Below are 22511 nucleotides of genomic sequence, written 5' to 3'. Positions count from 1 at the left end.
CCGCCTCGGCGGTGGAGTCAGCCCTCCTCGTACGCTGTCTCGCCGTGGCCGGTCGCCCGCCGTTTGGCTCTTGGCGGGCGGCTGGCCATGTGCTGGGGCTAGCTACCACACGAGCTGATCAGCCCGGTGATCGCGGTGGCGGCCGTAGCGAGGGCCGCGATGAGCGCGGCCAGCTCGCCGATCGTCGGTGCGCAGCGAGCCGAATCGCTGAAATTCCCCTCGCGGGAACTACCGGACCTCCAAACGGTCGTTAGTCTCATCGTCTTGCGTCTCTCCCTCCGCTGAGGCTGGGCGCAGGCCAGGGGCGGCACTCGCGGATCAGGCAGGGTGCCGCCCCTTCTGCACGGGCTGTCGTCGCCCGGGATCGTTGTGCGCCTGCCCTCAGCCCGGAAGCCCAGCCGTGCCGCTGGAGAAGGTCTGTCGAAAAAATCCTGCGGCCGATGTCGAACGGGCGCCGCCAGGTTCGACCCCTGGGCGGAGACGGGCCGGCCGGGTCATCGGCGGGCCGACGGAGACCAGGGAGTGGATCGATGACGAAGGTTACGACCGGGGCGACCATGTCGTTGGACGGCTACATCGCCGACGCGTCGCACGGTGGGTTCGAGTACCTCTTCCAGTGGTACAACAACGGCGACGTCGAGACGCCGACGGCGACGCCCGGCATGACGCTGCGGACCTCGGCGGCGAGCGCGAAGCACCTGCGCGACCTGACCGAACGGACGGGTGCGCTGGTGGTCGGCCGGCGGCTGTTCGACATGACCCAAGGCTGGGGCGGCCGGCATCCGATGGACGTGCCCGTGGTCGTCGTCACGCACACCGTGCCCGACGGGTGGGAGCGGGAGAGCGACTCGTTCGTGTTCGTCACCGACGGCATCGAGCACGCGATCGACAAGGCCAAGGCCATCGCCGGCAGCAAGGAGGTCGGAGTCAACGGCGGCACCATCGCGGCGCAGGTCCTCGAGGCCGGCCTGCTCGACGAGGTCCATGTCGACCTCGTCCCGGTCGTGCTCGGCGAGGGCATCCCCTTCTTCGCCGGTCTGAAGATCACCCCGGTCCAGTTGGATGGGCCCACGAGTGTCGTCGAGGGCAACGGCGTCACCCACCTCGCCTACCGCGTACGCAAGGCTGGCTGACCCCCGCCGACCGGCGATCCCCCGGCGCAGCCCCTCGCACTCCTCGCCACCGGTGCGGCGGGCACCGCCGGTGACGGTGAGGATGCCGGCTGGTCCACTTTCAATTGCGCGGCTTTCTCGGAGATCGGCGGGGTCTATGATCTGGACAAGGCGACCGCTGAAGTGCTCGACGAGCTGTATCACGGCACCTGGTTCAACGAGTCGCGTCGGCGCGAGAGCATCCTCGCGCGCGGCTCTCGGCGGCAGGCTGGTCCACGCCTGCCAGGGCGCCCCCAACATGTCCGGCAGCTGCGTCGTGTCCTTCGGCACCGAGGTAGAAACGATGCGCCGCGAACTGGCCGGCATGCGCACGCCCTGGATCGAGCGGACCTTGTCCCCGTCGACGTGACAGAACCGGTGGCCGCGCGCAGCCTCCCCGCGCCGCGCGCGGCCACCCCGGGAAACATCCGAGGAGTGGCGATGGCGACTGCCAGGGACACCAGCGGCCGGGTCGTGACGGTCCGGGACATGCTCGACGGCATCAGTACCTCGCTGAAGTACACCAACTACCAACTCGACACCGCCGGGATCGGCCATGAGCCCCACCCGTGGAACTGGACCGAGTCCGCCGGCCACTTCCGCAGCGTCCTCACCAAAGAAGCCGAACTCGCCGAACACATCGCCCGCACCATCGACCGCTGGGCCAAGACGAACGCGGACACCGACGCCGCAGACCTGGCCCGCGATGCGCGCCGCCTCCAAGGACCTCAAGGCCGCCGCCCGCAGCCTGGTCAACCTCGGGAAGAAGATGCGCGAGGTGCAGGCCTGCCTCGACGTCACCCAGTCGTAGTCCCATGCACACCCGCATCCTCACGGCGATCAACCGGCACGCGTGGGACCGCCAAGAACGCCAGCAACGACCGCCACACCGCCTCCAGGTACCAGTCGATGGCGTCCTGCTGGGCGCCCGGCCAGGTGCGCCACTCCTCGCGCAGGAGCATGCTCAAAACGATGCTCAGGTCGAGTTCACCGGACATCACCAACCGCTCGAACAGCACCGGCAACACGCTTCTCACATCCTCGCGGCCGCCGACCGTGTTGCCCAGGCTGATGGTCAGCGAGAAGAGGTCGTCGTGTTCGTCAACCAGCACCGAACCCCGGCATTGCGGGCAGCCCTCAAGCATCGCCCGGCGCGGATAGCTGGCGAACCCTCCCGAACACCCACGATCGCCGCCGCAAGCTCGCCTTCCATCGCTCGACCTTCTCATCCCGCAGCGTCGGCTCGGCATGCCCTCGCGAGCCGTCTCGTCCCCGTGGACGACACGAACTGCCAGCAACGAGGGGCGGCGTCGGTCAACGGCCGCAGCCCGGCGGTAGCCTCTCGGACGACCGCCGGCGACGGATCCCGCAACAGCGGAACCAGCTCCCCGGCACCGACAGCATCCAGCATGCGCAGACCCCTGACCGTTTGGGCGCGGACCTTGGCCAGCGGGTGGCTCAGCAGCGGCCGTGGCAGCGGAGCGTCCGCGGCCGAGCCGGTCTCGGCGAGTCCGGCGATCGCCCCCAGGAGCGGCTCCGCGACACTGACCGCGAGCCGGTAGTGCTCCCGCGCGTCGATGCCGAGGCGACGGGCCGCGTCCCGGGCCACCGCCCGCACCAGCGGCGCATCATCATCCAGGTGCACGGCAACGTCAGAGTCCTGGCCGACCCGGACCAGCCCGGTCAACGCCACCACCCGCACCTCGGACCGCCGCGACCCGGCCAAGCGGCGTAGGACATCAACTCGGCGGGTCCAGACCGCCTCACGGCAGGCCGCCTCCGCCGCCCGGACCCGAACTCTTGGCCTTCCCACGAGATGGTCGACGGGTGTATATGTATGTAAATCGATTTGCACAGCGGCAATGGATCGGCTCGCCACGCGCGGCCGGCGCTGTGACAGCGGTCGCCTGACCGCTGTCACAGCAGCTCACGCGCGGTTCTTCGAACAACTCGGTGAAGGAGAATGCGATGGCAGGTCAGAGAGGTCTCCGTCGGAGGTCGTTCCTCGTCGGCGGCATGGGAGCTGCGGTGCTGCTGGGTGGTGGTGCGTCGCAGTTCATGAACATGAGAGGGGCTTCGGCGGCACCGACAGGCAATCTGTATCAGGCGGCGCTGGCCAAGGGGATCCGGTACGGCTCCTCGGCCGCGACGTGGCAGGTGCAGCCGGACCCCGACTACGCGGCGCTGTATGCGCGCGAGAGTGGGATGCTGCTCACCGAGGACGACCTGCTGTGGTATCGACTCAAGCCGACGCAGACCTCGCCCCTGGACTTCAGCTACGGCGACCAAATCGTGTCGTTCGCCGCCGGCAACGCTCAGCCGGTGCTCGCGGCGCACCTGGCCTGGGATGAGGGACTGGGTGACGGGTGGGACCCGGACGCCCTTTACAACCTCAGCACCCAGGACGCGCGCGACCTTCTGTTCGGGACGATCCAGCAGGAGGTCACGCATTATGCCGGCCAGGTGAGGGCGTGGGTGGTGGCCAATGAGGTGACCGACGGGCGGCGCAAGGACGCAAACGGGTTCTGGACGGTCGAGCCCTGGTACCAGACGATCGGGCCGACCTTCGTCGAGGAGGCGTTCAACCTTGCCCACCAGTGTGACCCGAACGCTCTGCTCCTGATCAACGAGTTCGGATTCGAGACCGGATCAAACGCGGCGGCTCGGCGGACGTCGATGCTCAAGGCCATCGACTATCTGCAGAGCAAGAACGTGCCGGTGCACGCGCTGGGGATCCAGGCACACCTGAATGCGAACGGGTTCAGCCGGCAATTCGATACGGCGGCCTACCGGACCTTCCTGTCGGACGTCGCGGCGCGGGGGCTGTCCATTTTCATCACCGAGATGGATGTTCAGGACGACGGCCTGAAGGCCGACATCCCCAGTCGCGACGCGGGCGTGGCGGACGTGTACTCGCGATATCTGTCCGTGGCCCTCCAGGAGCCCGCGGTTAAGGTCGTGCTCAGCTTCGGGCTGAGCGACCGCTACACGTGGTTGCAGGAGGACTTCCCGCGCACGGATGGAGCCGCGCGCCGGCCGCTGCCCTTCGACGAGAACCTCCAGCCGAAGCCGGCCTACACCGCGATCCTGCAGGCCTTCCAGAACGCTCCGGCACGCACACCACTCTGATCGGACTCGGCAGGGTGCACTCCCAGGCTCTGACCGGCGCAAAGGCGCCGGTCAGAGCCGGCTCCCAAATAGCGGTGGCCACCCGGAGGGCTCCTCACGCGCCACCGGATCGACGCGGATCATCACAGTCGGTCGCCGTAGGTCTCCACGGCGTTGTCGCTGCTTACCCGCTGCCTGATCGCTGGCGGCAGCGACGCCAGGGCGTGCCGCGGGTCGTCGAAGTCCCAGTGCGGGTAGTCGGAGCTGAACATCAGGGTACGGTCCGCGCGAGCGATTTCGCAGAGCACGTGCAGGTGGTGGCGGCGCTTCGGCTCCGGGAGTGGCTGCGTCGTGAACCGGACGTGATCCACGATGTACTCGCTGGGCAGTCGTCTCACCCACGGCACCTCGTCGCGCAGGCCCTTGACGTTCTTGTCGAGCCGCCACATGACGTCGGGGATCCAGCCCAGCCCGCCCTCGGTGAGGATCACCTTGAGGTTCGGGAAGCGCTCGAAGACCCCGTGGCAGACGAGGCTGATCAGGTTCGCCTGGAACACCTGGCTGAGCCCGCTGTGCCACTCGACGTAGTACGTCGGCGTCCCGCCTGCCATTGGCGGGGAGGTGCGGAAGATGCCTTCGCCCGAGTTGGGGTGGACCGCGACCGGAATTCCCACCTCGTGCGCGGCCTCGTAGATCGGGTAATAGTGCCGCAGCCCCATCAGGATGCCGGTGAGCGGCAGCAGCACGCCGACGAAGCGCTCGTCCTCGGCCGCGCGCCGGATCTCCTGGGCCGCCAGCACCGGGTCCTGCGCACCGACCACGATGTAACCGCGGTACCGGCCGTCGGCATCGAACCAGGTCGTGGCCAGCCACTGGTTGTACGCCGAGGCGATCATAGCGGCGGCATCCGGGTCGGGCATGGCCCCGAGCCCGAGCACCTCGCCGCCGATGAGCACCGCGCGGTCGATGCCGTTGCCGTCGAGCAGCTGTTGCGCCGTGAAGGCTGGGTCGGCGCCCGGTGCGGACCCGTCCGGGGCGCGGGCGTCGTCGCGGAGCACCCCGGCCGGGTTGAGGTAGAGCATGTTCCGCGGGATCGACACCGCCTCGCGGTGCCCGATCGTGGTGAGGTTACGGCGCTCGTCGAGGCCCAGGCGACGCTGTGCGGCCTGGGACAGGAACGGCCGGAGCTCCCCGAGGCCGCTCTTGGTGATCGGGTGGACGTCGCAGTCGACGAGCCGGTAGCGGCTCGGTGCGGCCGCCTCGGCGATGGGTTGGTCGAGCAGGTCGGCCATGGGAGCTCCTGTCCGGACAGTCGTTGCGGAGATGGCTCGAAGCCGCCAAAGTTATGCTAAGCAAATCGATTGGCGAGGCGATAGACGAATCAGTGGGTGGGCCGCATGGAAGTTCGGGTCGGCAGCGTCGAGGAGGTGCGCCGGGACGGGTGCAGGATCGTCGAGGTGAACGGGCGGCCGGTCGGCGTCATCAGCATCGGCGAGGAGTTCTTCGCGATCATCGACAGGTGCCCGCACATGGGTGCGTCGATGTGCGCGGGCTCGCTGAGCGGTACCTTCGTCGCCTCTGAGCCGCACGAGTACGTCTACGGCAAGGCTGGCCGGGTGATCCGCTGCCCCTGGCACGGCTGGGAGTTCGACCTCGAGAGCGGCCGGTCGCTCCTGGAGCCGAAGCGCTTCGGGCTCAAGACCTACCGGGTCACCCAGCTGGACGGCGAGGTCGTGCTGCACGCCTAAGCATCACCGGGCACCGGGCTATCGGAGCTTGACGACCTGCCCCAGAGTCGAGGAACGGTAGCCGGCCAGCGCGACCTCCAGGGCGCGCACGCCGTCCTGCCCCGTCGCACACGGGTCCTCAATCACCCCTGCGCGCGCCGACGCGAGGAACGCCTCGATCATCGCCCGATCGGCGTCCTCGGCGAACGACGCCTGGCGCAGGCCCCGCGGACCGCCCTCGCGCGCGCTGATGACGTTCAGCGTCTCGGCCCCGTCGGTGATCTCCAGCGAGCCCTCGGTGCCGACCAGGCGGAGGTAGAAGTCGTAGTCGTGCGGGTGGTTCGCCGGCACCGACCAGCTCGGGTCGATGCTGCCGACCGCGCCGTTCTCGAGGCGCAACGAGACCACTGCGACGTCGTCGACGTCGAGGTTCCAGAGCAGCGACCCGGCCTCGGCCGACACCTCGGTCACCTCGAGCCCGCTGACGTGCCGCATGACGTCGGTGACGTGGACGGAGTGGTCGATGAGTGCACCTCCGCCGGCGGCCACCGGGTCGGTGATCCAGCCGGGGTACGCCGGGGGCAGCGGCGGGCGGCCGCGGTTGCCACCGACCAGGCCGATCAGATCGCCCAACCGGCCGTCGCGGACCGCCGTACGCGCACGCTCGACCATGGGCAGGAAGCGGGACACGAACGGCAGGTGCAGCTGCACGCCCGCGGCCGCACAGGCGGCGACCATCGCCTCGCCGTCCTCGACCGTCGTGGCGATCGGTTTCTCGCACAGGACGTGCTTGCCGTGGGCGGCGGCGAGCTCGACGTGGGCGCGGTGCTCGTCGTTGGCGCTGCACACCAGCACGGCGTCCACCTCGGGCGAGGCCAGCAGTGCCTCGGCGTCGCCGGTGAGTGGTACGCCGAAATCCTGGTGGATCCAGCGGGTGTGCTGGGGCTCGGGGTCGTACAGGCCCACGAGGCAGGCGTTCGGCGACTCGGTGAGCGCCCGCGAGTAGGCCCAGGCGTGGCCCATGTGGGCAGCGCCCAGGATCGCGACGCCGACCGGCTTGCGGCTCATCGAGGCTCCCAGGTGGTCAGGTCGATCGTCTGGCCGGTGCGGGCCGATTCGAGGGCGGCGAGTGCCGTGCGCAGCGATTCGACCGCCTCGACGGCGGGCACCGGCGGGGGTCCGCCGTCGCGGCATGCCTGGAAGAACGCGCTCAGCTCATGGGTGAACTCGCGGTCGCCGAGCACGTCCCACCACTCCGTGTCACCCTCGTGGGCGTGCAGTACGCCGCCCATCATGTGGTCGTAGTCCCACGACAGCCGGCCCTCGGTGCCGGTGATCTCCGCGCGGAGCTTGAAGCCGCGCGAGGCCGGGTGGGCCCAGCTGCACTCGATGTGCGCGATGGCGCCGTTCTCGTAGCGGACCGTCGTCAGGGTGTAGGTCAGCGCGCCCGCGCCGCTGTCGGCCGCCATGCAGTGCACGCGTACGGCGGGACTGCCGATAACCCACCGGGCGTAGTCGAAACTGTGCACGGCCTGGTCGAGCAGCGGCCCACCGGATGTCGCGGGGTCGGCGAGCCATCCCCCCTCGCTCCACCCCGGTAGCGAGGTCGTCGTCGAGTGGCTGAGCATACGTACGAGCCCGATTTCGCCCGATGCCGCCAGGTCGCGGGCGAGCCGGTGGTCCGGGCCGTAGCGGGCCACCTGCCCGATCGAGAGCAGGCCGGGCGCGGCCTCGGCGGCCGCGAGGACGCGGCGCGCCTCGTCCATGGTGCGCGTGATCGGCTTCTCGCACAGCACGTGCCGGCCCGCCTGAAGGGCGGCGATCGTGGCGTCGGCATGGGCGGTCGGCGGCGTGCAGATATCGACGATGTCGACGCCGAGGTCGAGCAGCGCGTAGAGGTCCGGCACGACTTTCGCGCCGTGCCGGTCGGCGATCCGCTCGGCCTTGCCCGGCACCGGGTCGGCAACCGCAGCCAGCCGGACGCCCGGGGAGTCGCGGTAGGCGTGCGCGTGGACGCCGGCGATCATGCCGGCTCCGAGCAGGCCGACCGTTAGCTCGCCGGTCACCACGCACTGGCCGCGATGGACGGCGCCTCGGTGTGGAGGTCGGGCCCGAAGAACAGGAACACCACGAGGTCCTCGCTTCCGGTGTTGGCGACCTTGTGCTCGCGGGTCGCTGCGTCGTGGGTGACCACCAGTTCGTCCCGGCCCGGCTCGCCGCCGTGCACCTCGTGCCCGGCGAGCCTGCCGTCACCGGTCCAGGCGAAGACGCTGTAGACGCCGGGCTCGCGCAGCCGGTGGACGCCGCCCGGTGGGACGACGAGACGCTTCCCGGCGTACTTGCTGGTGTTGTAGAAGACCCAGGTCTCCTCGCCATCGCCGTCCGCGCCGACGACGGGCTGCGGGCTCAGGTGGCGGTTCTCGTAGAACCATGGGTCGCCGTTCACCTCCCAGTCCACGAAGCCGAGCGGGAACCTCTCGCCGTGCTTCTCGCGGTCCCGCGGACGGACGTCCTTGAACAGCAGGTCCTTGGAGATGATCCGGCCGGCGTTCAACGCCTGGAACATCGACAGGACGTCGGAGTCCTCCTGCAACTCGAGGGTGAGAGCCGTGCCGGGGGCGTGCAGTACGCCGGACGGCACATGGAATCCCTCGCCGGCGACCTGCAGCTCCGCGCGGGCATGTCGAAGGATCAGGTCGCTGTTCCAGTCGGCGAGGTAGGGCAACAGCACCTCGTGCGCCGACTCCTCGGCGATCCACGGGTGCACGCCGAAGAACGTCTCCGGGTGCGCGCCTGGGTCGACACCCGGCAGGAAATGGTAGGACTCGTCCTTGGCGTTGCGGCCGACCAGCGACGCGAACTCCTGGGGCGGATGGATGTGGTAGGGCAGCCGGTAGGCGTAGTCGAAGATTTTCGCCAGCCGCCCCAGTCCTGCGGGGTGCGAGGCGGCGTACGCCGCGCCGAGGATCGCCGCCGGGTCGGCGGCCACGGCGTCGCGCAGCAGGATCCGCTCACCGTGCTCCCCCACGACGTGGCTGAGCCCCTCGTCTTCGGGGCCGACGCGGTTGTCCGCCTTCGTCGTCGAGGCGAGCCACCGCTCGCAGATCGCGCCACGTTCCCCGACGTCGTAGGCGTTCTCGGGAAGGCCCAGCCGCCGGCCCGGCGGCAGGAAGTCGCGCGCGACCCAAGCCGGCTCACACCTCAGCACGCCGTTTCCGGCTTCGAGCAGCCGGGTGAGCACGTCCCGGGCCGGATTCTCCGTCGCCACGATCAGCCCTTCACCCCGGTGAGGGCGATGCCCTGCACGAACTTCCGCTGGAAGACGAGGAACACGATGATCATCGGCAGGGCCGCGATCACCGACCCGGCGAAGAGCAATGTCCAGGACGTGCGGTTCTGCACCACGAACAGGGCGAGCCCCACGGGCGCGGTGATCTTTTCGGGGCTGGACAGGATGATCAGGGGCCAGAAGAAGTCCTCCCACGCCCCCTGAAAGGTGAAGATCGCGTTTGCCGCGAGCGCCGGTGCGCACAGCGGCAGCACGACGGACCAGAAGATCCGGAACTCGCTCGCACCGTCGATGCGGGCGGCCTCCAGCAGTTGGTCCGGAATCGAGAGCATGTACTGACGGATGAGGAAGATGCCGAACGCCGACACGATCCCCGGCATGATCAGACCCCAGTAGGAGTCCAGCCAGCCGTGCCCGCCGTTCCCCATCCAGTCGTTGCCGCCGAAGAACGGGATGTGCTTGATGATCAGGTAGTTCGGGATGAGCGTGACCTGGCCGGGAACCATCATCGTCGCCAGGAAGAGCATGAAGATCACGTTGCGGCCGGGGAACCGGCGCTTGGCGAAGCAGTAGGCGCACAGGGCGTTGAAGAAGGTCTGCAGCACGGTGATCGCGATCGCGACGAAGGCGCTGTTGGCGAACCACCGCCAGTCACCGTGTCCCTGGCCCTGCTGGGACTTGGTGAGGTGACCGACATCCAGAAAGCCCTTGTAGCCGTCCAGGGTCGGGTCCTTCGGTACCCAGTGCGGCGACGTGGAGAAGATCTCCCCCATCGGCTGGAACGACGCGCTGATCAGCCATGCGAACGGGGCCACGAACAAGATCGCGAGCGGGGTGAGCACCAGGTACGTGACCACCTTCTGCTGCCACCTGAACTGGATCCCGTTCCGCGGTTTTCGGGTCGGCGACCTTCGGTCTGGCGGAGCGGGCTCCGGCGCCGCCTGACGCAGGTCGACTCCTTCGACGACGCCGCTCATGCCTCGAAGCCCTGCCGGACAAGGCGCAGTTGGAGCGCCGTGAACACGAGCAGCATGAGGAAGAGCGCGAACGCCAAGGTGCTGGCATAGCCCATGTCGAAGTACTTGAACGCCCAGAGATACATGTAGTAGACCATCGTCGTCGTCTTGTTGACCGGTCCGCCGCTGGTCATCACGAAGATCTGGGTGAAGACCTGCAGCGAGCTGATGATCCCCATGACGAGCAAGAACAGGGTGGTGGGCCGGAGCATGGGGATCGTGATGTACCGCAGGCGTTGCCATACGCCGGCACCGTCGATGCGGGCCGACTCGTAGAGCTCGTTGGGGATCGCCTGTAGCCCGGCGAGGTAGACCACCATCGAGAAGCCGGTGCCCGCCCACACGCTCATCAGGATGACCGCCGGCATCGCGAGGTTCTTGTCCGACAGCCACAGCAAGGGGGCATCGATGATGTGTGCCTGCAGCAGGTAGTGGTTGAACAGTCCGTAGTCACCGTTGTAGAGCCACTTCCAGAGGATGGCGGAGACTACGAATGGGGTGACGACCGGAAGGTAGAACGCGGTCCGGAACAGGCCACGCAACCGCAGCGGCAGGTTGAGCAGAAGCGCCAGCAGCAGTCCGATCGCCATCGAGAGCGGAACCGAGGCGCCGCTGAAGTAGATGGTGTTCAGCACCGACTCGGTGAACCGCTCGTCGTGGATCATGTCGCGATAGTTGTCCAGGCCGACGAACGGCCTGTCCGGCTCGATGATGCTCCATCGGTGGAATGTCAGGTAGACGGCGAAGATCAGGGCGGCCAGCGTGAAGACCGAGAAGATCAGCATGCCGGGCAACAGGAAGACGTACGCCGACCGTTCCGTCCAGACCCGGGCCGGAAGGCCGCGCCGGTTCCGGTGCGGGATCTTGCGTCTGAGGCGTGGCCGAGTCCATCGCCCGCCGGTCTTCACAGGCGCCGCGTCCGTCTCGGTCGGCACCGGCGGCCGTGCCGTCGCCATCACCGTCTCCTTTCCTCCGTGCGTCACCGGGCCGGCCCGGCCCGGTGACGCATCGCCGGTGCTATGGCTGCTCGGTCAGTGGGCGAGGATCGCTCGGCCCTGCTGGGCGGCGTTGTCCAGCGCCTCCGCGGCGGTCTGGTCGCCATAGATGGCCTTGCCGAGTTCCTCGTTGAGGATGGTCTCGATCCGCGGGTATTTCGGATTGGAGACCGTGCTCGCGACGCCGCACGACATCAGGTCGGCGAAGGGCTTGAGGACCGGCTTCTCCTTGGCGAGGTCGGCGCTGCCGAGCAGCGACTTCGTCGGAGGCAGCAGCGTGCCCTCGGTCTTGTACGTCCAGTTGGCCAGGTTGTCGGGCTGCGAGAGGAACTCCATCCACAGCCACGCGGCGTCGGAGACCTTCGTCTTGTTGAACATCACCAGCGAGTCTCCGGCGATGGTGGTCTTGCATCCGGCAACGCCGTCGGGGAGCGGCGCCGCCGCCCATTTGCCTGTGATCTTGGGGTATTCGTCGGCGAGGGTGCCGGCGAACCAGGCACCCGCCACGTACATCGCCACGTCGCCCTTCGCGAACGCCACCCGGCCGTCGTAGGAGTTGGAGTTGAGGTAGTCCCGCGGGGAGTACTTGGCGAGGTTCACGTAGAAGTCGGCCGCCGTCTTGCCCTGGTCGCTGTCGAAGGCGATGTCCTTGCCGTCCTTGGTCAGCGCGTCGCCACCGGCCTGGTAGAGCCAGGGGTACCAGTAGTACGCCGACTCCGAGGCGAACATCTCGAAGCCGTACTTGCCGTTCGCCGTGTCGGTGAGCTTCTCTGCGGCGGCCTTGAACTCGTCCCAGGTCTTCGGCGGGCCGTCGATCCCGGCCTCTTCGAAGCGGTCGGTCCGGTAGAACAGACCGGTCGTCTCGCCGTCGAACGGCAGTCCCCACATCTTGTCGTTCCAGGTGACGAACGTCCTGAAGCCATCGACGTAGTTGTCCGGCTTCACGATTTCGCTGCGCTCCATGTAGCCGCCAAGGTCGACGAGCGCCCCTCTGGCGGCGTAGTCGCTGGTGTCGCTTGCGTTGATGTAGGCGACGTCTGGGGCGGTGTTGCCGGCGATGCGGGTGCTGAGCACCTGCTGCGCCTGTTCCGCGGGGGCGTTCTCGAATTTGATCGTGATGTTCGGGTGCCGCTTGTGGAACTCGGCGGCCATCTGCTTCATCTGCGGTTCGTTGCCGACCCAGGAGAAGAACGTCACGGTCTGCGGCGAGGCCGGGTCCTTCACCGGACCTGAGCCCTTGCCGATGCCGGTGTTCGGCTCCTTCCCATCGCTTCCGCACGACGTGAGGCTCACCGATGTCGCGAGCGCCAACGCAACGATTGCCGCGGTCTTCCAGGACTTATGGAACCTCACCACGCCTGCTCCCTACTACTCGCTCAGTGGAAGTTACGGAGCCTTGAACGGATGCAAATCGATTGGCTAGTTGGCGGGCAGTCTCGCCAAGGACGGGGCATTTGTCAATGGATTCGGGTGAGCTCTGTCACGTTGTGACGGCCCCGAGATCCCTGGGAGCGCGGCTGCGTGTCCGCCCGAGCGGTCCGATGGAGCGGTGCCGTACCGGCGCCGGTAGGCACGACCGAAGTGCGAGAGGCTGTTGAAGCCGGCGGCGTGACACACCTCGGTCACGGACAACGAGGTCGACGCGAGCAGGGAACGGGCGAACCGCAGACGGCGCTCCTGCAGGTAGAGCTGGAAGGACGAGCCGGTGTACTCCCGGAACCGCTCGCTGAAGTAGTTCGACGACAAGTGCGCCCGCCGGGCGGCGTCGGCGAGCGAGATCGGCTCGCGAAAGTGCCGGTCGACGAAGCGGACCGCGGCCCGCAGTTCATCGGACCCGCCGAGGCGGTGGTCGGCGACCGCGGCCTCGACCAGTTGGCGCCGCGCGAGCTCGACCACCAGGCATCCTACGAGCGCCTCGACCAGTCGTGCGCTGCCCAACCGTGGCTCCTCAAACTCTGCCTGGAGCCGGCGCAGGTCGACTTCCGCATCGAGGAAGTCGTCGGTCTGCCACGGGAGGTCACCGACCGAGGGCGGCCCCAGCCCGGCGAGCTGTCGTTCCATGAGCCCCGGGTCGATGACGGTGTTGTAGCAATCGAGCGGCTCGTGACCGATCGGCCGGATGGCGTGGAAGTCCGCGGGCGACAGCAGGAAGGCACTCCCCCGGCCGATCGGTCGCGGGGCGCCGTTCACCACGTGCTCAGCCACCCCTGAGACCACCAGGCACAGTTCGTAGTAGTCGTGCCAGTGCACGCCGACGGTGCGTAGCCGTGGCCGCATCACCCGCGCACCGCTGTCGGGAAGGAGCAGCGACTCGCTGCTGAACCGCTCGACCAGGTCGGTCATGGGACGACCCCAAATCGTTTTGCTGCCAGGTCTCCCAGTAGGATACGGCTATGTCGAGGAGCGAGGCAGCGTCCGATCAACGCTCGCGCGTGACGATCGCGCAGGTCGCCAGCCGCGCCGGGGTGAGCCCCACCACCGTCTCCCACGTGTTGTCCGGCAAGCGCGCGGTCGCAGTCGCCACCCGAGGCACCGTGATAAACGCGATCCGCGAACTCGGGTACCGGCCGAACATCGTGGCCCGCAACCTGCGGACCCGGCAGTCGCACATGATCGCGGTCGTCGTCCCCGACATCACCAACCCGTTCTACGCCGTGCTCACCCGAGGCCTGGCGGACGCCGTCGACGCCGCCGGGCACGGGACATACGTCTGCAACACCGACGGCCAGCACGACCGAGAGCGCAGGTTCTTCCAGGACGCCTTGGACCGCGGAGTGGACGGCATCGTCTTCGCGTCCGGCGAGACCGCGTCGCAGGTCACGTTCGGGGAGGCCGACAAGCAGACTCCCATCATCTGCATCGGTGACCAGCTCGACCATCCCCTCTGCGACGCGGTCATCCCTGACGATGAGACCGGCTCTCGCGCTGCCGCCTCCTTCTTGGCCTCACGCGGCTACCAGCGGATCGCAATGATCCAGGGCCCGCCTCACTACGGCGCGGCGCGCACGGCGGGCTTCCGTTCGGCGATGCAGGCCGCGAAGCGGAAGGTTCCCGCCGAACGGATGGTGCGCGGCGATTGGACCCGCAAGGGAGGCTACGAGGCCATGAAGACGCTCATGGCGCTCGAGGTCCGACCTGACGCCGTCTTCTGCGCGAACGACCTGATGGCGATCGGAGCGCTCGACGTGGCCCACGAGTTGGGACTGTCCGTCCCGCAGGACGTGGCCATCGTGGGCTTCGACGACGTCGACGCCGCCACAATCGTGACACCGGGGCTGACCACGGTCCGCAACCCGGCGTACGAGGCCGGCGGCACAGCCGGCGACCTGCTGATGAGCCGGATGTCGGGCCGCTACACCGGTGCCGGACGGACTGTCGTGCTGCCCTGCCCGCTGATCGAGCGCGGCACGGCCTGAGTGGCGACCGACCACAGTCACGGCTCCGGGAACGTCACGACCGCCTTCACGAACCCATCAGGCTTCTCGCGCAGCGTGGCGAAGGCGGTGTTGATCTCCTCGAGTGGGAAGCGGTGGCTGACGACGCCGTCCATCGACAGCACGCCGCCGGCGAGGAGGCGCATGCCGACCGACATGCCGCGCATGATCACCGCGACGTCACGGAAGTGGGCGTTGACGACCCTGAACGCCATCCAGTTCCAGTAAGCAAGCGGGATGGTGCGATCGGCGCCCTGATGGAAGCCGACGATCGCGATCGTGCCGCTCATCCGGGTGGTGTCACCGCACACCGTGAGGGCGCGTTGAGTGCCCGTGCACTCGAAGGTGATATCGGCGCCGCGCCCGCCCGTGAGGGACCGTACGACGTCGGGCAGCGACTCCTTCGTCACGTCAACGGTCCGCGTGGCGCCGAGCCGGACGGCGCGCTCCAGGGCGTCGGCGCGCGCGTCGGCCACGATCAGGTGCCGCGGGCCGCGCAGGGCGGCGAGCTTCTGCACCAGGTTCCCCATGAATCCGGCCCCGATGATGACCACGTCGTCGCCTAGGCGGACGTCGGCGGCCTCGACGGCGTTGACGGAGCAGGCGATCGGCTCCGCGAGCGCCTCGTCGAGCCGGCCGTCGCCCGCCGGGAAGCAGTACGCCGCGCGCACCGCGACGTACTCCGCGAAGCCGCGCTCGGTGACCCAGACGCCGACCCGGTCCCCGACCGCCGGCACGGTTACCTCGGCGCCGATCTCGACGACCACGCCGCTGACCTCGTGGCCCGGGTACCGGACCTCCCCCACCGGCGGACCGGTCAGCCACGGCTCGAGCTCCGACGCGCACACGCCCGAGGCCACGACGCGGACCAGCACCTCATGCGGCTCGATCGACGGAACCGGGACCTTTTCGACCTCGAAGGTCTCGCGCCCACGCAGCGCCGCGATCCTCACGGCAGCTCCCCATCGTGGAAGACCACGATCGCGTAGACACCCAGCGAGTCGAGGCGTACGACGTGCGCACCCTGCTCGCGGACCACCTTCAGCGGCGTTCGCGTCCCGTCGCTCGCCACCACGGTCGCGTGCTCCCGGTCTTTCGGCAGCCGCACGCGCAGCGGGACATCGGTGAGCGCGCGCACCGCGTCGACATCGCGGTCGTAGTCGTAGTTGACCAGGTGCAGCGCGTAGGAGCCGTCGGCCAGGTGCTGGACGTTCGCGGCGGCCGACACCGTGGTCTCGACCTGCCGCCCGTGCGGAAGCAGCTCGTCGAGCACGGCGCGGCGCGCGGTGCGGACACCTCCGTGCCGCGGGAGGGAGCTTGCCACCCGGTCGGTGACGACGACCGTCCCGCCGGCCGCGAGGTATCCCTCGACGGCGGCGACCTGGCCCTCGGTCAGTGCGAAGACGTCCGGCAGGATCACGGTCGAGTACCGCAGCAGCGCCTCGGTGCTCGAGCGGTCCGCAGCGGTGACGCCGTCCGGCCAGATCACCACGTCGTAGGGCACCGCGGCGTCCGAGAGCGTCTTCGTCACGACGCGATACGGCACCACCACCGACTCATCGCGCGCGTTGGTGGTGTTGTCGCCGGCGTCCGCCTTGCCGATCAGCTCGCGCGTGCTCTCGACGCTGAAGACGACCGCGACGTCGTTGGCGGTCCGGCGCGCGAACAGCTGCTCGTGGTCGGCCAGGAACGCCTGGATCCCGCTGGCGAGCTCGTGGGGCGCGTAGAACGAGTCCTCGATGACGCTGCCCATCCAAGAACCGTAGGGCACCGACATGTTCGAGCCCATCGCCGCCGCCTCGAACAGCGAGAGCCGGAAGAGGTCGTATCCCTTGCCCTTCCCGAGCAGGTCAATCAGCTCCGGAACAACACCGCCGTACGGGTTCTCGACCACTACGACATCCTTGTCACCGGCGAACGCCGCGACGTACCGGTACCAGTCCGGCTGGCGGTACGTCGTGTTCCGCATCTCCGTGATGACCAGGTCGACGTCGTCGGCGAGGGCGAGGTACATCGGCTCGAGGTTGAAGAAGTTGCCGGAGACGATGATCTCGCGGCCGCGCGACCGCGCGTACTCGCGAGCGTAGTCGGCGAGCTCGGCGAAATGCCTCTTGATCGACAGGCACTGGAAGGCGTAGTAGTCGCCGAACAGCGGCGTCGACTCGCGGTCCGACTTGAAGTCGTAGCCTTGCGCGAGCAGCCAGTCGCCGTAGTGGAAGGTCTCGAGGTCGACCCCGTCGAGCACGACGTCCACCTCCGAGGGCTTCAGCCCCTGGAGGTGGGCGCGGAAACCCTTCATGCAGTCCTTGCAGAAGCAAGCGCCGTACTGGAATGCACCCATCGGCAGCTCGGCCTCGTCGAGCTGGATCCCGTCCACACCGGCATCGACCTGGATCCTGATCACTGCCTTGAGGTACTCGCGCCAGACCGGGTTGTTGCGGTCCATGTAGAAGCACTGGTGCTCGCGATCCGGGCACTCCACCCAGTGCGCATGGCAGGGCCGGCCGTGGATGTCGCGGACCACGCACTCCTCGATCAGGTCGGTGACCGGGTCACCGTCGGAGTTCACCAGCCCGCCGGGGAAGTAGTGTTCGATCGGCTTCCAGAGCTTCGGGTAGCGGTTGGACGAGAACTCACGCAGCCCCATCCAGTCGCGCTTTCCCACGCCGCGAAGCTCATTGAGGGCGAGGACGGCGTCCTCCTGGTCGGTCAGCTCGACCGGGAACTCCCAGCCCTGGGCCTCGAAGATGATGCCCAGCACCTTGATGCCCCGCTCGTGACAGGCGGCGATGAACTCGCTGTCATTGACGAAGCCGTAGAAGCGCGAGCGGGCGTCGACCGGGCCGAACGCCTCCTGCTCGAGGTACGGCAGGGCCAGCGAGCCACCGCCCATGGCAGACCACACCAGCACGGTGGCGCGGTAGTCGACGAGCTCGTCGACCATTCGCAGGCGGCGGGGCGGGAGACTCGGGTGGTAGCAGTGCTGGCGGGGGAACCAGGCATCGAAGTAGACACCGCGGTGCATGGGCGGGGCCCTCCTGGGCGGTCGATCAGACGTGGACGTGCGGGGCGAGGGTGCGGTGTGCGATGGTCAGGCCCTGGCGGATGCGGCCGGGGTCACCGCTCCAGACTGGGTCCTCGTGCTCGACGGAGACGACACCCTCGTACCCGTGCTGGTGGAGCGCGTCGATCAGGCGCCGCCAGTCGACCTCACCGAGGCCGGGGATGCGGTAGCGCCACCACCCGCTCTTCCAGGGCTGCTTGTCGAGCACCTGCCCGAACACCCCATAGCGGTTGCGGGCGGCGGCGTGCACCTCGACGTCCTTGGCCTGAACGTGCAGGATCCGGTCGGCGTGCGCCTCGAGCGCCGCCAGTGGGTCGATGCCGAGCCAGACCAGGTGCGAGGGGTCGTAGTTGAGCCACAGCCCGAGGTCGGCCATCCAGCCCCAGAGCTCGGGCGAGTACGCGAGGTTGGCCGGATAGCCGTCGGGATGCCAGCCCTCCATCGGGCAGTTCTCGATCATGAGGCGTACGTCGCGGGCCGCGGCGTACTCGACCAGCGGCGGCAGCACCTGCTCGGCCAGCCGGAGGTTCTCGGCCACCGTGAGCGTCACGTCGCGGCCGACGAAGGTGCCGACCAGGCGCACGCCGAGCAGGTGGGCGGCGTCGATGCACCGGCGCAGGTGCGCGTGCGTCGCCTCGCGAACCTCCCGGTCGTCATGCAGGTTGTTCTCGTAGTACGCGAGCGCCGACAGAGTCAGGCCGTTCCGGTCGAGGATCGCGGCGACCCTGTCGGCGTCGGCCTGCCCGAATGCCTCGACGTTCAGGTGGCTGGACTCCCAGTCGCGGCCGGGCCGGTCGGGCCAGGCGGCGACCTCGAGGGCGGCGTACCCGTGGCCGCCGGCCCACCGGGCGATGTCCTCGAGCGACTCGCCGGGCAGGCAGGCGGTCAGAAGTCCCAGTCTCATGTGCCGAACCTCACGCGCGGGCGGGTGCGTTCGCGTAGTCGTTGCCGGCGAGGTCGACCCCTCGGGCCAGCCAGATCTTCCAGCCTTCGTTCTGTGGGACGTCCTGCATCTTCACCGAGCTCGGGAAGTACCGCATGGTGTAGCCGGTGCGACGGGTGGCGCTGGTGTTGGCTCGGGCGCCGTGGACGATCCGGCCGTCATGCATCGAGAACTCGCCGCGCTGCAACTCGAAGTAGACGGCCTCCGCCTCGTCCACACCGGCGAGCTCGGCGTGGAAGGTCTGCTCGGTCATGTCGGTGGGCCGGTAGTTGTCCGAGAACCCGCCGTCCAGGTGCGAGCCCGGAATGACCCGCATGCAGCCGTTCTCCTTGAACGAGCCGCCCTCAAGGGCGAGCCAGATCGTGACGATGTTGTCGTAGTCGTCGAAGCGGCCCTCCCAGTACGCGCTGTCCTCGTGCCAGGGGGTCGCCCGGCCGGTGAAGGGGTCCTTCGAGATGAAGTGGCTCGACCAGAGGGCGATGTTCGGGCCGACCAGCGGCTCGACCCAGTCGAGAACCTCGTCGGAGAGCAGGTGATCCAGCAGCCGCTCGTCGTGGTAGTGCGGCGTGTCGAGCTCGTCGGAGAGCTTGTCGCCCCTGGCTTCGAGGTGCTCGTTGAAGATCAGCTCGAGCCGCGAAAGGCGATCCTCCGGGAGCAGTTGGCGGCCGGGCAACAGATAGCCGTTCTCGCGGAAGAACGCCACATCGGCGTCGGTCAGGGTCTCAGTCATCGCGGTGGCGCCTTTCCGGGTACGGGTGTTCCGGGGACAGGGGCGAGGACGACGCTACGGCGCGGCGCCCCGGGGCCACGACACCTATCTTCGGCTGGGCTCGATTTATCTTCCGAATGCCGCCCCGCCCGACGTCGTCCCGGGGCGTGATCAGCCGTTCTCCAGGGCTCGGATGATCTCGATGAAGAGCTCCATGTCCTGCACGTAGTCTTCCGGGGTCGTCTTGGGCGTCGCACCTGTGGTGACCGCCTCGTGGAAGTGTTCGAGCTCATAGGTGTAGGGGTCCTTGAGGTGTGGTCGCCGCACGGAACGCTCGTAGGAGTCGCCGTCGGTGAGCTCCAGATGCAGCGTCGTCGGGAAGTGCCGGACGTAGGGCGTGTCGTACTCCACCTTCATCGTGCCGCTCGCGCCGTACACCTCGATGTAGGTGTCGTAACGCAGCTGGTCGTCCACCCCTGTCTCGTAGGTGACGACGAAGTCGCCGTAGTCGAGGAGCGCGACGAGGTAGCCGCCGTTGCGCCACATCTTCGCTGCCGAGACCTCCTTCGGGCGGCCGAGCAGCTCCCGCATGGCGGAGAGGTCGTGGCTGCCGAGGCCGCAGAGCAACCCGTAGGTCCACTCCAGCTCCTGGGGAACGTCGCCCAGCGCCTCCTTCACGAGCGCCGAGCGGCGCGCCCACTTCTCGTCGACCGCCTCCTGCGGGACGTCGTCCGGCCGGTCGACGTACGACGTCTGGTCGACGATCAGCCGGTTTTCGCCGATCACGTCGTGGACACGCACGTAGCGGATCGGGCCGAGCTCGGGCAGCTTCTCGACCGCCTCGGTGAACGCCGGTGCGAAACGCCGCATGTAGGCGACCATCACGGTCTTCCCCGACCGGTCGCGCGCCGCGATGATCTCCTGTGCCTCGCGGGGGCTGAGGCACATCGGCTTCTCGACCAGTACGTCGAGACCCGCGTCGAGGGCCGCGACCGTGCAGTCCGCGTGGTACTCGTCGCTGTTGAGCACGACCACGCAGTCCAGGCCGCCGGCGGCGAGCATCTCGCGGAAGTCGGTGTAGCGGTGCTTGACCCGATAGCGAGCGCCCAGACGCTCCAGCAGGCCCGGCGAGATGTCGCAGATCGCCGCGAGCTCGTAGCGGTCGGGCAACGACTCGATGACGGGCAGGTGGATGACCTGGGCGACCTCGCCCAGTCCGATCACGCCGACGCGCAGCTTGCTCAAGTGTGTGCCTCTCTCAGTAGTGGTGACCGGTAAGGGCGACCGGTCAGCGGCCTGGGGAGAACGCGGCGTCGAACGACGCCGCAGGCGGCCCGATTCGCCGCCGGGGAGCGCACGCACGGGTGCTCCGTCGGGCATTGGTCAGACTGCGGTCCAGCCGGCGCCCGCTGCCGGGGATCGCTCAACGGCGTCCAGCACCCGCTGGACCTGGAGGCCGTCGGCGCCTCGTAGGTCGCGAGCGCGCCGCCGTCGGTGCGCCCGAAGAACACCGCGGCGTCGTCGACGTTGACCTCGCCGGACTCGGCGCCGCCGCTCGCACTCAGCCCGGACGTCACCTGTGCGAGAGGACGGCGCTCGACGAAGCGGGTGAGGTGGCCCGAGACCTCGGTCAGGCGCTGGCCGGTGAGGAACTGGGAGAGGTCGACGACATGTGCGCCGAGCGCGCCGGATCCGGCATTGTCCTTCTGCAGTCGCCAGACCAGCGGGAACTCCGGGTCCACAATCCAGTCCTGCAGGTGGTGAGCACGAATGTGGCGAACCGTGCCCACGGCGCCTTCCTCGACGAGCCGCCTCGCGTAGGCGAGCGCCGGTGTACGCCGGTAGTTGAATCCGACGGAGGACAGGGCGCCTCGCGCTTGTGCCGCCTCGGCCGTGGAGTTCATCTGCTCGGCCTCGGCGACGGTGTTCGCCAGCGGCTTCTCGCACAGCACGTGCTTCCCGGCCTCCAGGGCCGCGATGGCGATGTCGGCGTGGTGTCGCCTGGCGTGCAGATGTCGACGACCTGAACATCGTCCTGGTCGAGGACCTGCCGCCAGTCCGTCGTCCAGTCCGCCCACCCCATCTTGTCGGCGGCCGCTCTGGTGGCGGACTCGGTGCGGTCGCAGATCACGCTCATCGCCGGGCGGACCGGCAGGTCGAAGAACCGGTGCGCGTTGCGCCACCCCTGGGAGTGAGCGGCACCCATGTACGCGTAGCCGATCATCGCTACTCCGAGCTCGGACCGCGGGCCGCCGGGCTGAGGCGCGCTCATGATCTCTCCTTCGGACCCCGGTGCAAATCGGTTTGCTAAACGAAGACGCTAAGGGGTGCGCACCGTGCGGTCAACGCAGTCAACCGGTCAGACGGGCGGGTCGGTTCCGTGCGATGAACGCCACAGCGCGGCGTACGCTCCGTCGGCGGCGACCAGCTCGTCGTGCGCGCCGAGCTCGGTGACGCGCCTGCCTTCGACCACTGCGACCCGATCGGCCGCGTGCGCGGTGTGCAGGTGGTGGGCGATGGCGATCACCGTACGGCCCTGGAGCAGGCGGCCCGCGAACCTCAACGACGCGCTCGCGTGGGCCGCCGCCCGCTGGGCCGTGGACCAGGCCATTGCCGCCCGGGCGACTGTCATCTAGACGAGTAAGTCCTAACTCAGGATGGGGCTGCGGACGCAGCGAAGGGTGTTGATGATGCGTTTGTGACGACAGACATCAACACCCTTCTCACCGCACTGTACGTGAAGATCGACGACTGGCTCGGGCGGCCTGCCCGCGCTGGACGACCGCCGAAGTTGACCGATGCCGAGTTGTTGACCCTGGCCGTGGCGCAGGTGTTGCTCGGGGTGCGTTCCGAGGCCCGCTGGCTACGGTTCGTGCCCCGACACCTGCCTGGGGCATTTCCCTACCTTCCTGGCCAGTCCGGCTACAACAAGCGGCTACGCGCGGCGTTGCCGCTGCTCAAGAAGGCGATTCGGGCGGTAGCCGTGGACACCGACCTGTGGACCGATGGTGTGTGGTTGGTCGACTCCACCCCGGTCGAGTGCGCCCGTTCCCGACCCACCGTCAAACGCTCGCA

General features: G+C 68.5%; 20 protein-coding genes and 3 pseudogenes. 5 read left to right on the top strand and 18 right to left on the bottom strand.

The annotated features are described in order from the left end of the window. Window positions 1–530: 530 nt before the first annotated feature. Window positions 531–1133: a dihydrofolate reductase family protein gene (locus ACFYML_RS14685; RefSeq protein ID WP_387421085.1), complete on the top strand. Its 603-nt coding sequence runs from the start codon at window positions 531–533 to the stop codon at window positions 1131–1133. Window positions 1134–1948: 815 nt separating this feature from the next. On the opposite strand, the gene ACFYML_RS14680 is transcribed toward ACFYML_RS14685, so the two are convergent. Both ACFYML_RS14680 and ACFYML_RS14675 read right to left on the bottom strand, forming a co-directional pair. After that, complete coding sequence (locus ACFYML_RS14680; protein ID WP_387421084.1) at window positions 1949–2263, bottom strand: hypothetical protein; 315 nt, start codon at window positions 2261–2263, stop codon at window positions 1949–1951. A 113-nt stretch (window positions 2264–2376) separates the two neighbouring features. After that, window positions 2377–2877, bottom strand: coding sequence for a hypothetical protein (locus ACFYML_RS14675; protein WP_387421083.1), 501 nt, complete (start codon window positions 2875–2877; stop codon window positions 2377–2379). Window positions 2878–3179: 302 nt separating this feature from the next. On the opposite strand from ACFYML_RS14675, the gene ACFYML_RS14670 reads away from it, so the two are divergent. Then, entirely contained in the window at window positions 3180–4280 is a 1101-nt protein-coding gene (locus ACFYML_RS14670; protein ID WP_387421082.1) for an endo-1,4-beta-xylanase, read from the top strand. Between the two features lie 122 nt (window positions 4281–4402). Here the strand turns inward: ACFYML_RS14670 and ACFYML_RS14665 are convergent, their stop codons facing one another. After that, the gene (locus ACFYML_RS14665) at window positions 4403–5551 is read right to left on the bottom strand and encodes an amidohydrolase family protein (protein ID WP_387421081.1); all 1149 of its coding nucleotides are present in this window, start codon (window positions 5549–5551) and stop codon (window positions 4403–4405) included. A 105-nt stretch (window positions 5552–5656) separates the two neighbouring features. Between ACFYML_RS14665 and ACFYML_RS14660 the strand changes: the two genes are divergently transcribed. Next, on the top strand, window positions 5657–6007 hold the full coding sequence (locus ACFYML_RS14660) for a Rieske (2Fe-2S) protein (protein WP_387421080.1): 351 nt from the start codon (window positions 5657–5659) through the stop codon (window positions 6005–6007). Between the two features lie 18 nt (window positions 6008–6025). On the opposite strand, the gene ACFYML_RS14655 is transcribed toward ACFYML_RS14660, so the two are convergent. The 7 genes from ACFYML_RS14655 to ACFYML_RS14625 all read right to left on the bottom strand — a co-directional run bounded on the left by ACFYML_RS14655 (window position 6026) and on the right by ACFYML_RS14625 (window position 13629). Next, on the bottom strand, window positions 6026–7054 hold the full coding sequence (locus tag ACFYML_RS14655; protein ID WP_387421079.1) for a Gfo/Idh/MocA family protein: 1029 nt from the start codon (window positions 7052–7054) through the stop codon (window positions 6026–6028). Then, a complete protein-coding gene (locus ACFYML_RS14650) occupies window positions 7051–8052 on the bottom strand; it encodes a Gfo/Idh/MocA family protein (protein ID WP_387421078.1) in 1002 nt (333 codons plus the stop codon). Before ACFYML_RS14650 ends, ACFYML_RS14655 begins: the two co-directional genes overlap by 4 nt. After that, on the bottom strand, window positions 8049–9254 hold the full coding sequence (locus tag ACFYML_RS14645; RefSeq protein ID WP_387421077.1) for a hypothetical protein: 1206 nt from the start codon (window positions 9252–9254) through the stop codon (window positions 8049–8051). The genes ACFYML_RS14650 and ACFYML_RS14645 overlap by 4 nt, the downstream gene beginning before the upstream one ends. Before the next feature lie 2 nt (window positions 9255–9256). After that, window positions 9257–10132 (bottom strand): carbohydrate ABC transporter permease, encoded by an 876-nt coding sequence (locus ACFYML_RS14640; protein WP_387421076.1) that lies wholly within the window; start codon window positions 10130–10132, stop codon window positions 9257–9259. A 116-nt stretch (window positions 10133–10248) separates the two neighbouring features. Further along, on the bottom strand, window positions 10249–11247 hold the full coding sequence (locus ACFYML_RS14635) for a carbohydrate ABC transporter permease (protein WP_387421074.1): 999 nt from the start codon (window positions 11245–11247) through the stop codon (window positions 10249–10251). 75 nt (window positions 11248–11322) lie between these two features. Further along, the gene (locus ACFYML_RS14630) at window positions 11323–12642 is read right to left on the bottom strand and encodes an ABC transporter substrate-binding protein (protein ID WP_387421073.1); all 1320 of its coding nucleotides are present in this window, start codon (window positions 12640–12642) and stop codon (window positions 11323–11325) included. Window positions 12643–12705: 63 nt separating this feature from the next. Continuing rightward, window positions 12706–13629 carry a helix-turn-helix domain-containing protein gene (locus tag ACFYML_RS14625; protein WP_387421072.1) on the bottom strand — a complete coding sequence of 308 codons (924 nt, stop codon included), beginning with the start codon at window positions 13627–13629 and terminating at the stop codon, window positions 12706–12708. An 89-nt stretch (window positions 13630–13718) separates the two neighbouring features. Here ACFYML_RS14625 and ACFYML_RS14620 point away from each other — a divergent pair, with 89 nt between their 5' ends. Beyond that, window positions 13719–14702 (top strand): LacI family DNA-binding transcriptional regulator, encoded by a 984-nt coding sequence (locus ACFYML_RS14620; protein WP_387421071.1) that lies wholly within the window; start codon window positions 13719–13721, stop codon window positions 14700–14702. Window positions 14703–14719: 17 nt separating this feature from the next. On the opposite strand, the gene ACFYML_RS14615 is transcribed toward ACFYML_RS14620, so the two are convergent. From ACFYML_RS14615 to ACFYML_RS14580, 8 genes and pseudogenes are all read right to left on the bottom strand, one after another. After that, window positions 14720–15673, bottom strand: a complete 954-nt coding sequence (locus tag ACFYML_RS14615) for a zinc-binding dehydrogenase (RefSeq protein ID WP_387421070.1) — start codon at window positions 15671–15673, stop codon at window positions 14720–14722. Beyond that, a complete protein-coding gene (locus ACFYML_RS14610; protein ID WP_387421069.1) occupies window positions 15670–17745 on the bottom strand; it encodes a hypothetical protein in 2076 nt (691 codons plus the stop codon). The genes ACFYML_RS14615 and ACFYML_RS14610 overlap by 4 nt, the downstream gene beginning before the upstream one ends. A gap of 25 nt (window positions 17746–17770) precedes the next feature. Further along, on the bottom strand, window positions 17771–18688 hold the full coding sequence (locus ACFYML_RS14605; protein ID WP_387421068.1) for a sugar phosphate isomerase/epimerase family protein: 918 nt from the start codon (window positions 18686–18688) through the stop codon (window positions 17771–17773). A 10-nt stretch (window positions 18689–18698) separates the two neighbouring features. Then, on the bottom strand, window positions 18699–19457 hold the full coding sequence (locus ACFYML_RS14600; protein ID WP_387421067.1) for a phytanoyl-CoA dioxygenase family protein: 759 nt from the start codon (window positions 19455–19457) through the stop codon (window positions 18699–18701). A gap of 150 nt (window positions 19458–19607) precedes the next feature. Further along, complete coding sequence (locus ACFYML_RS14595; protein ID WP_387421066.1) at window positions 19608–20681, bottom strand: Gfo/Idh/MocA family protein; 1074 nt, start codon at window positions 20679–20681, stop codon at window positions 19608–19610. Further along, window positions 20678–21340: a Gfo/Idh/MocA family protein gene (locus tag ACFYML_RS14590; RefSeq protein WP_387421309.1), complete on the bottom strand. Its 663-nt coding sequence runs from the start codon at window positions 21338–21340 to the stop codon at window positions 20678–20680. The genes ACFYML_RS14595 and ACFYML_RS14590 overlap by 4 nt, the downstream gene beginning before the upstream one ends. Before the next feature lie 30 nt (window positions 21341–21370). Then, window positions 21371–21642 (bottom strand): annotated as a pseudogene (locus ACFYML_RS14585) (Gfo/Idh/MocA family protein); the annotation flags it as partial. A gap of 153 nt (window positions 21643–21795) precedes the next feature. Further along, a pseudogene (locus ACFYML_RS14580) lies at window positions 21796–21978 on the bottom strand (hypothetical protein); the annotation flags it as partial. Window positions 21979–22134: 156 nt separating this feature from the next. On the opposite strand from ACFYML_RS14580, the pseudogene ACFYML_RS14575 reads away from it, so the two are divergent. Next, window positions 22135–22511: pseudogene (locus tag ACFYML_RS14575) on the top strand (IS982 family transposase); the annotation flags it as partial.

Origin of the sequence: Micromonospora sp. NPDC007230 (genome assembly GCF_042869115.1) — a bacterium.
Classification (GTDB): domain Bacteria; phylum Actinomycetota; class Actinomycetes; order Mycobacteriales; family Micromonosporaceae; genus Micromonospora.
This window is presented reverse-complemented; position numbering and strand designations above follow the sequence as displayed.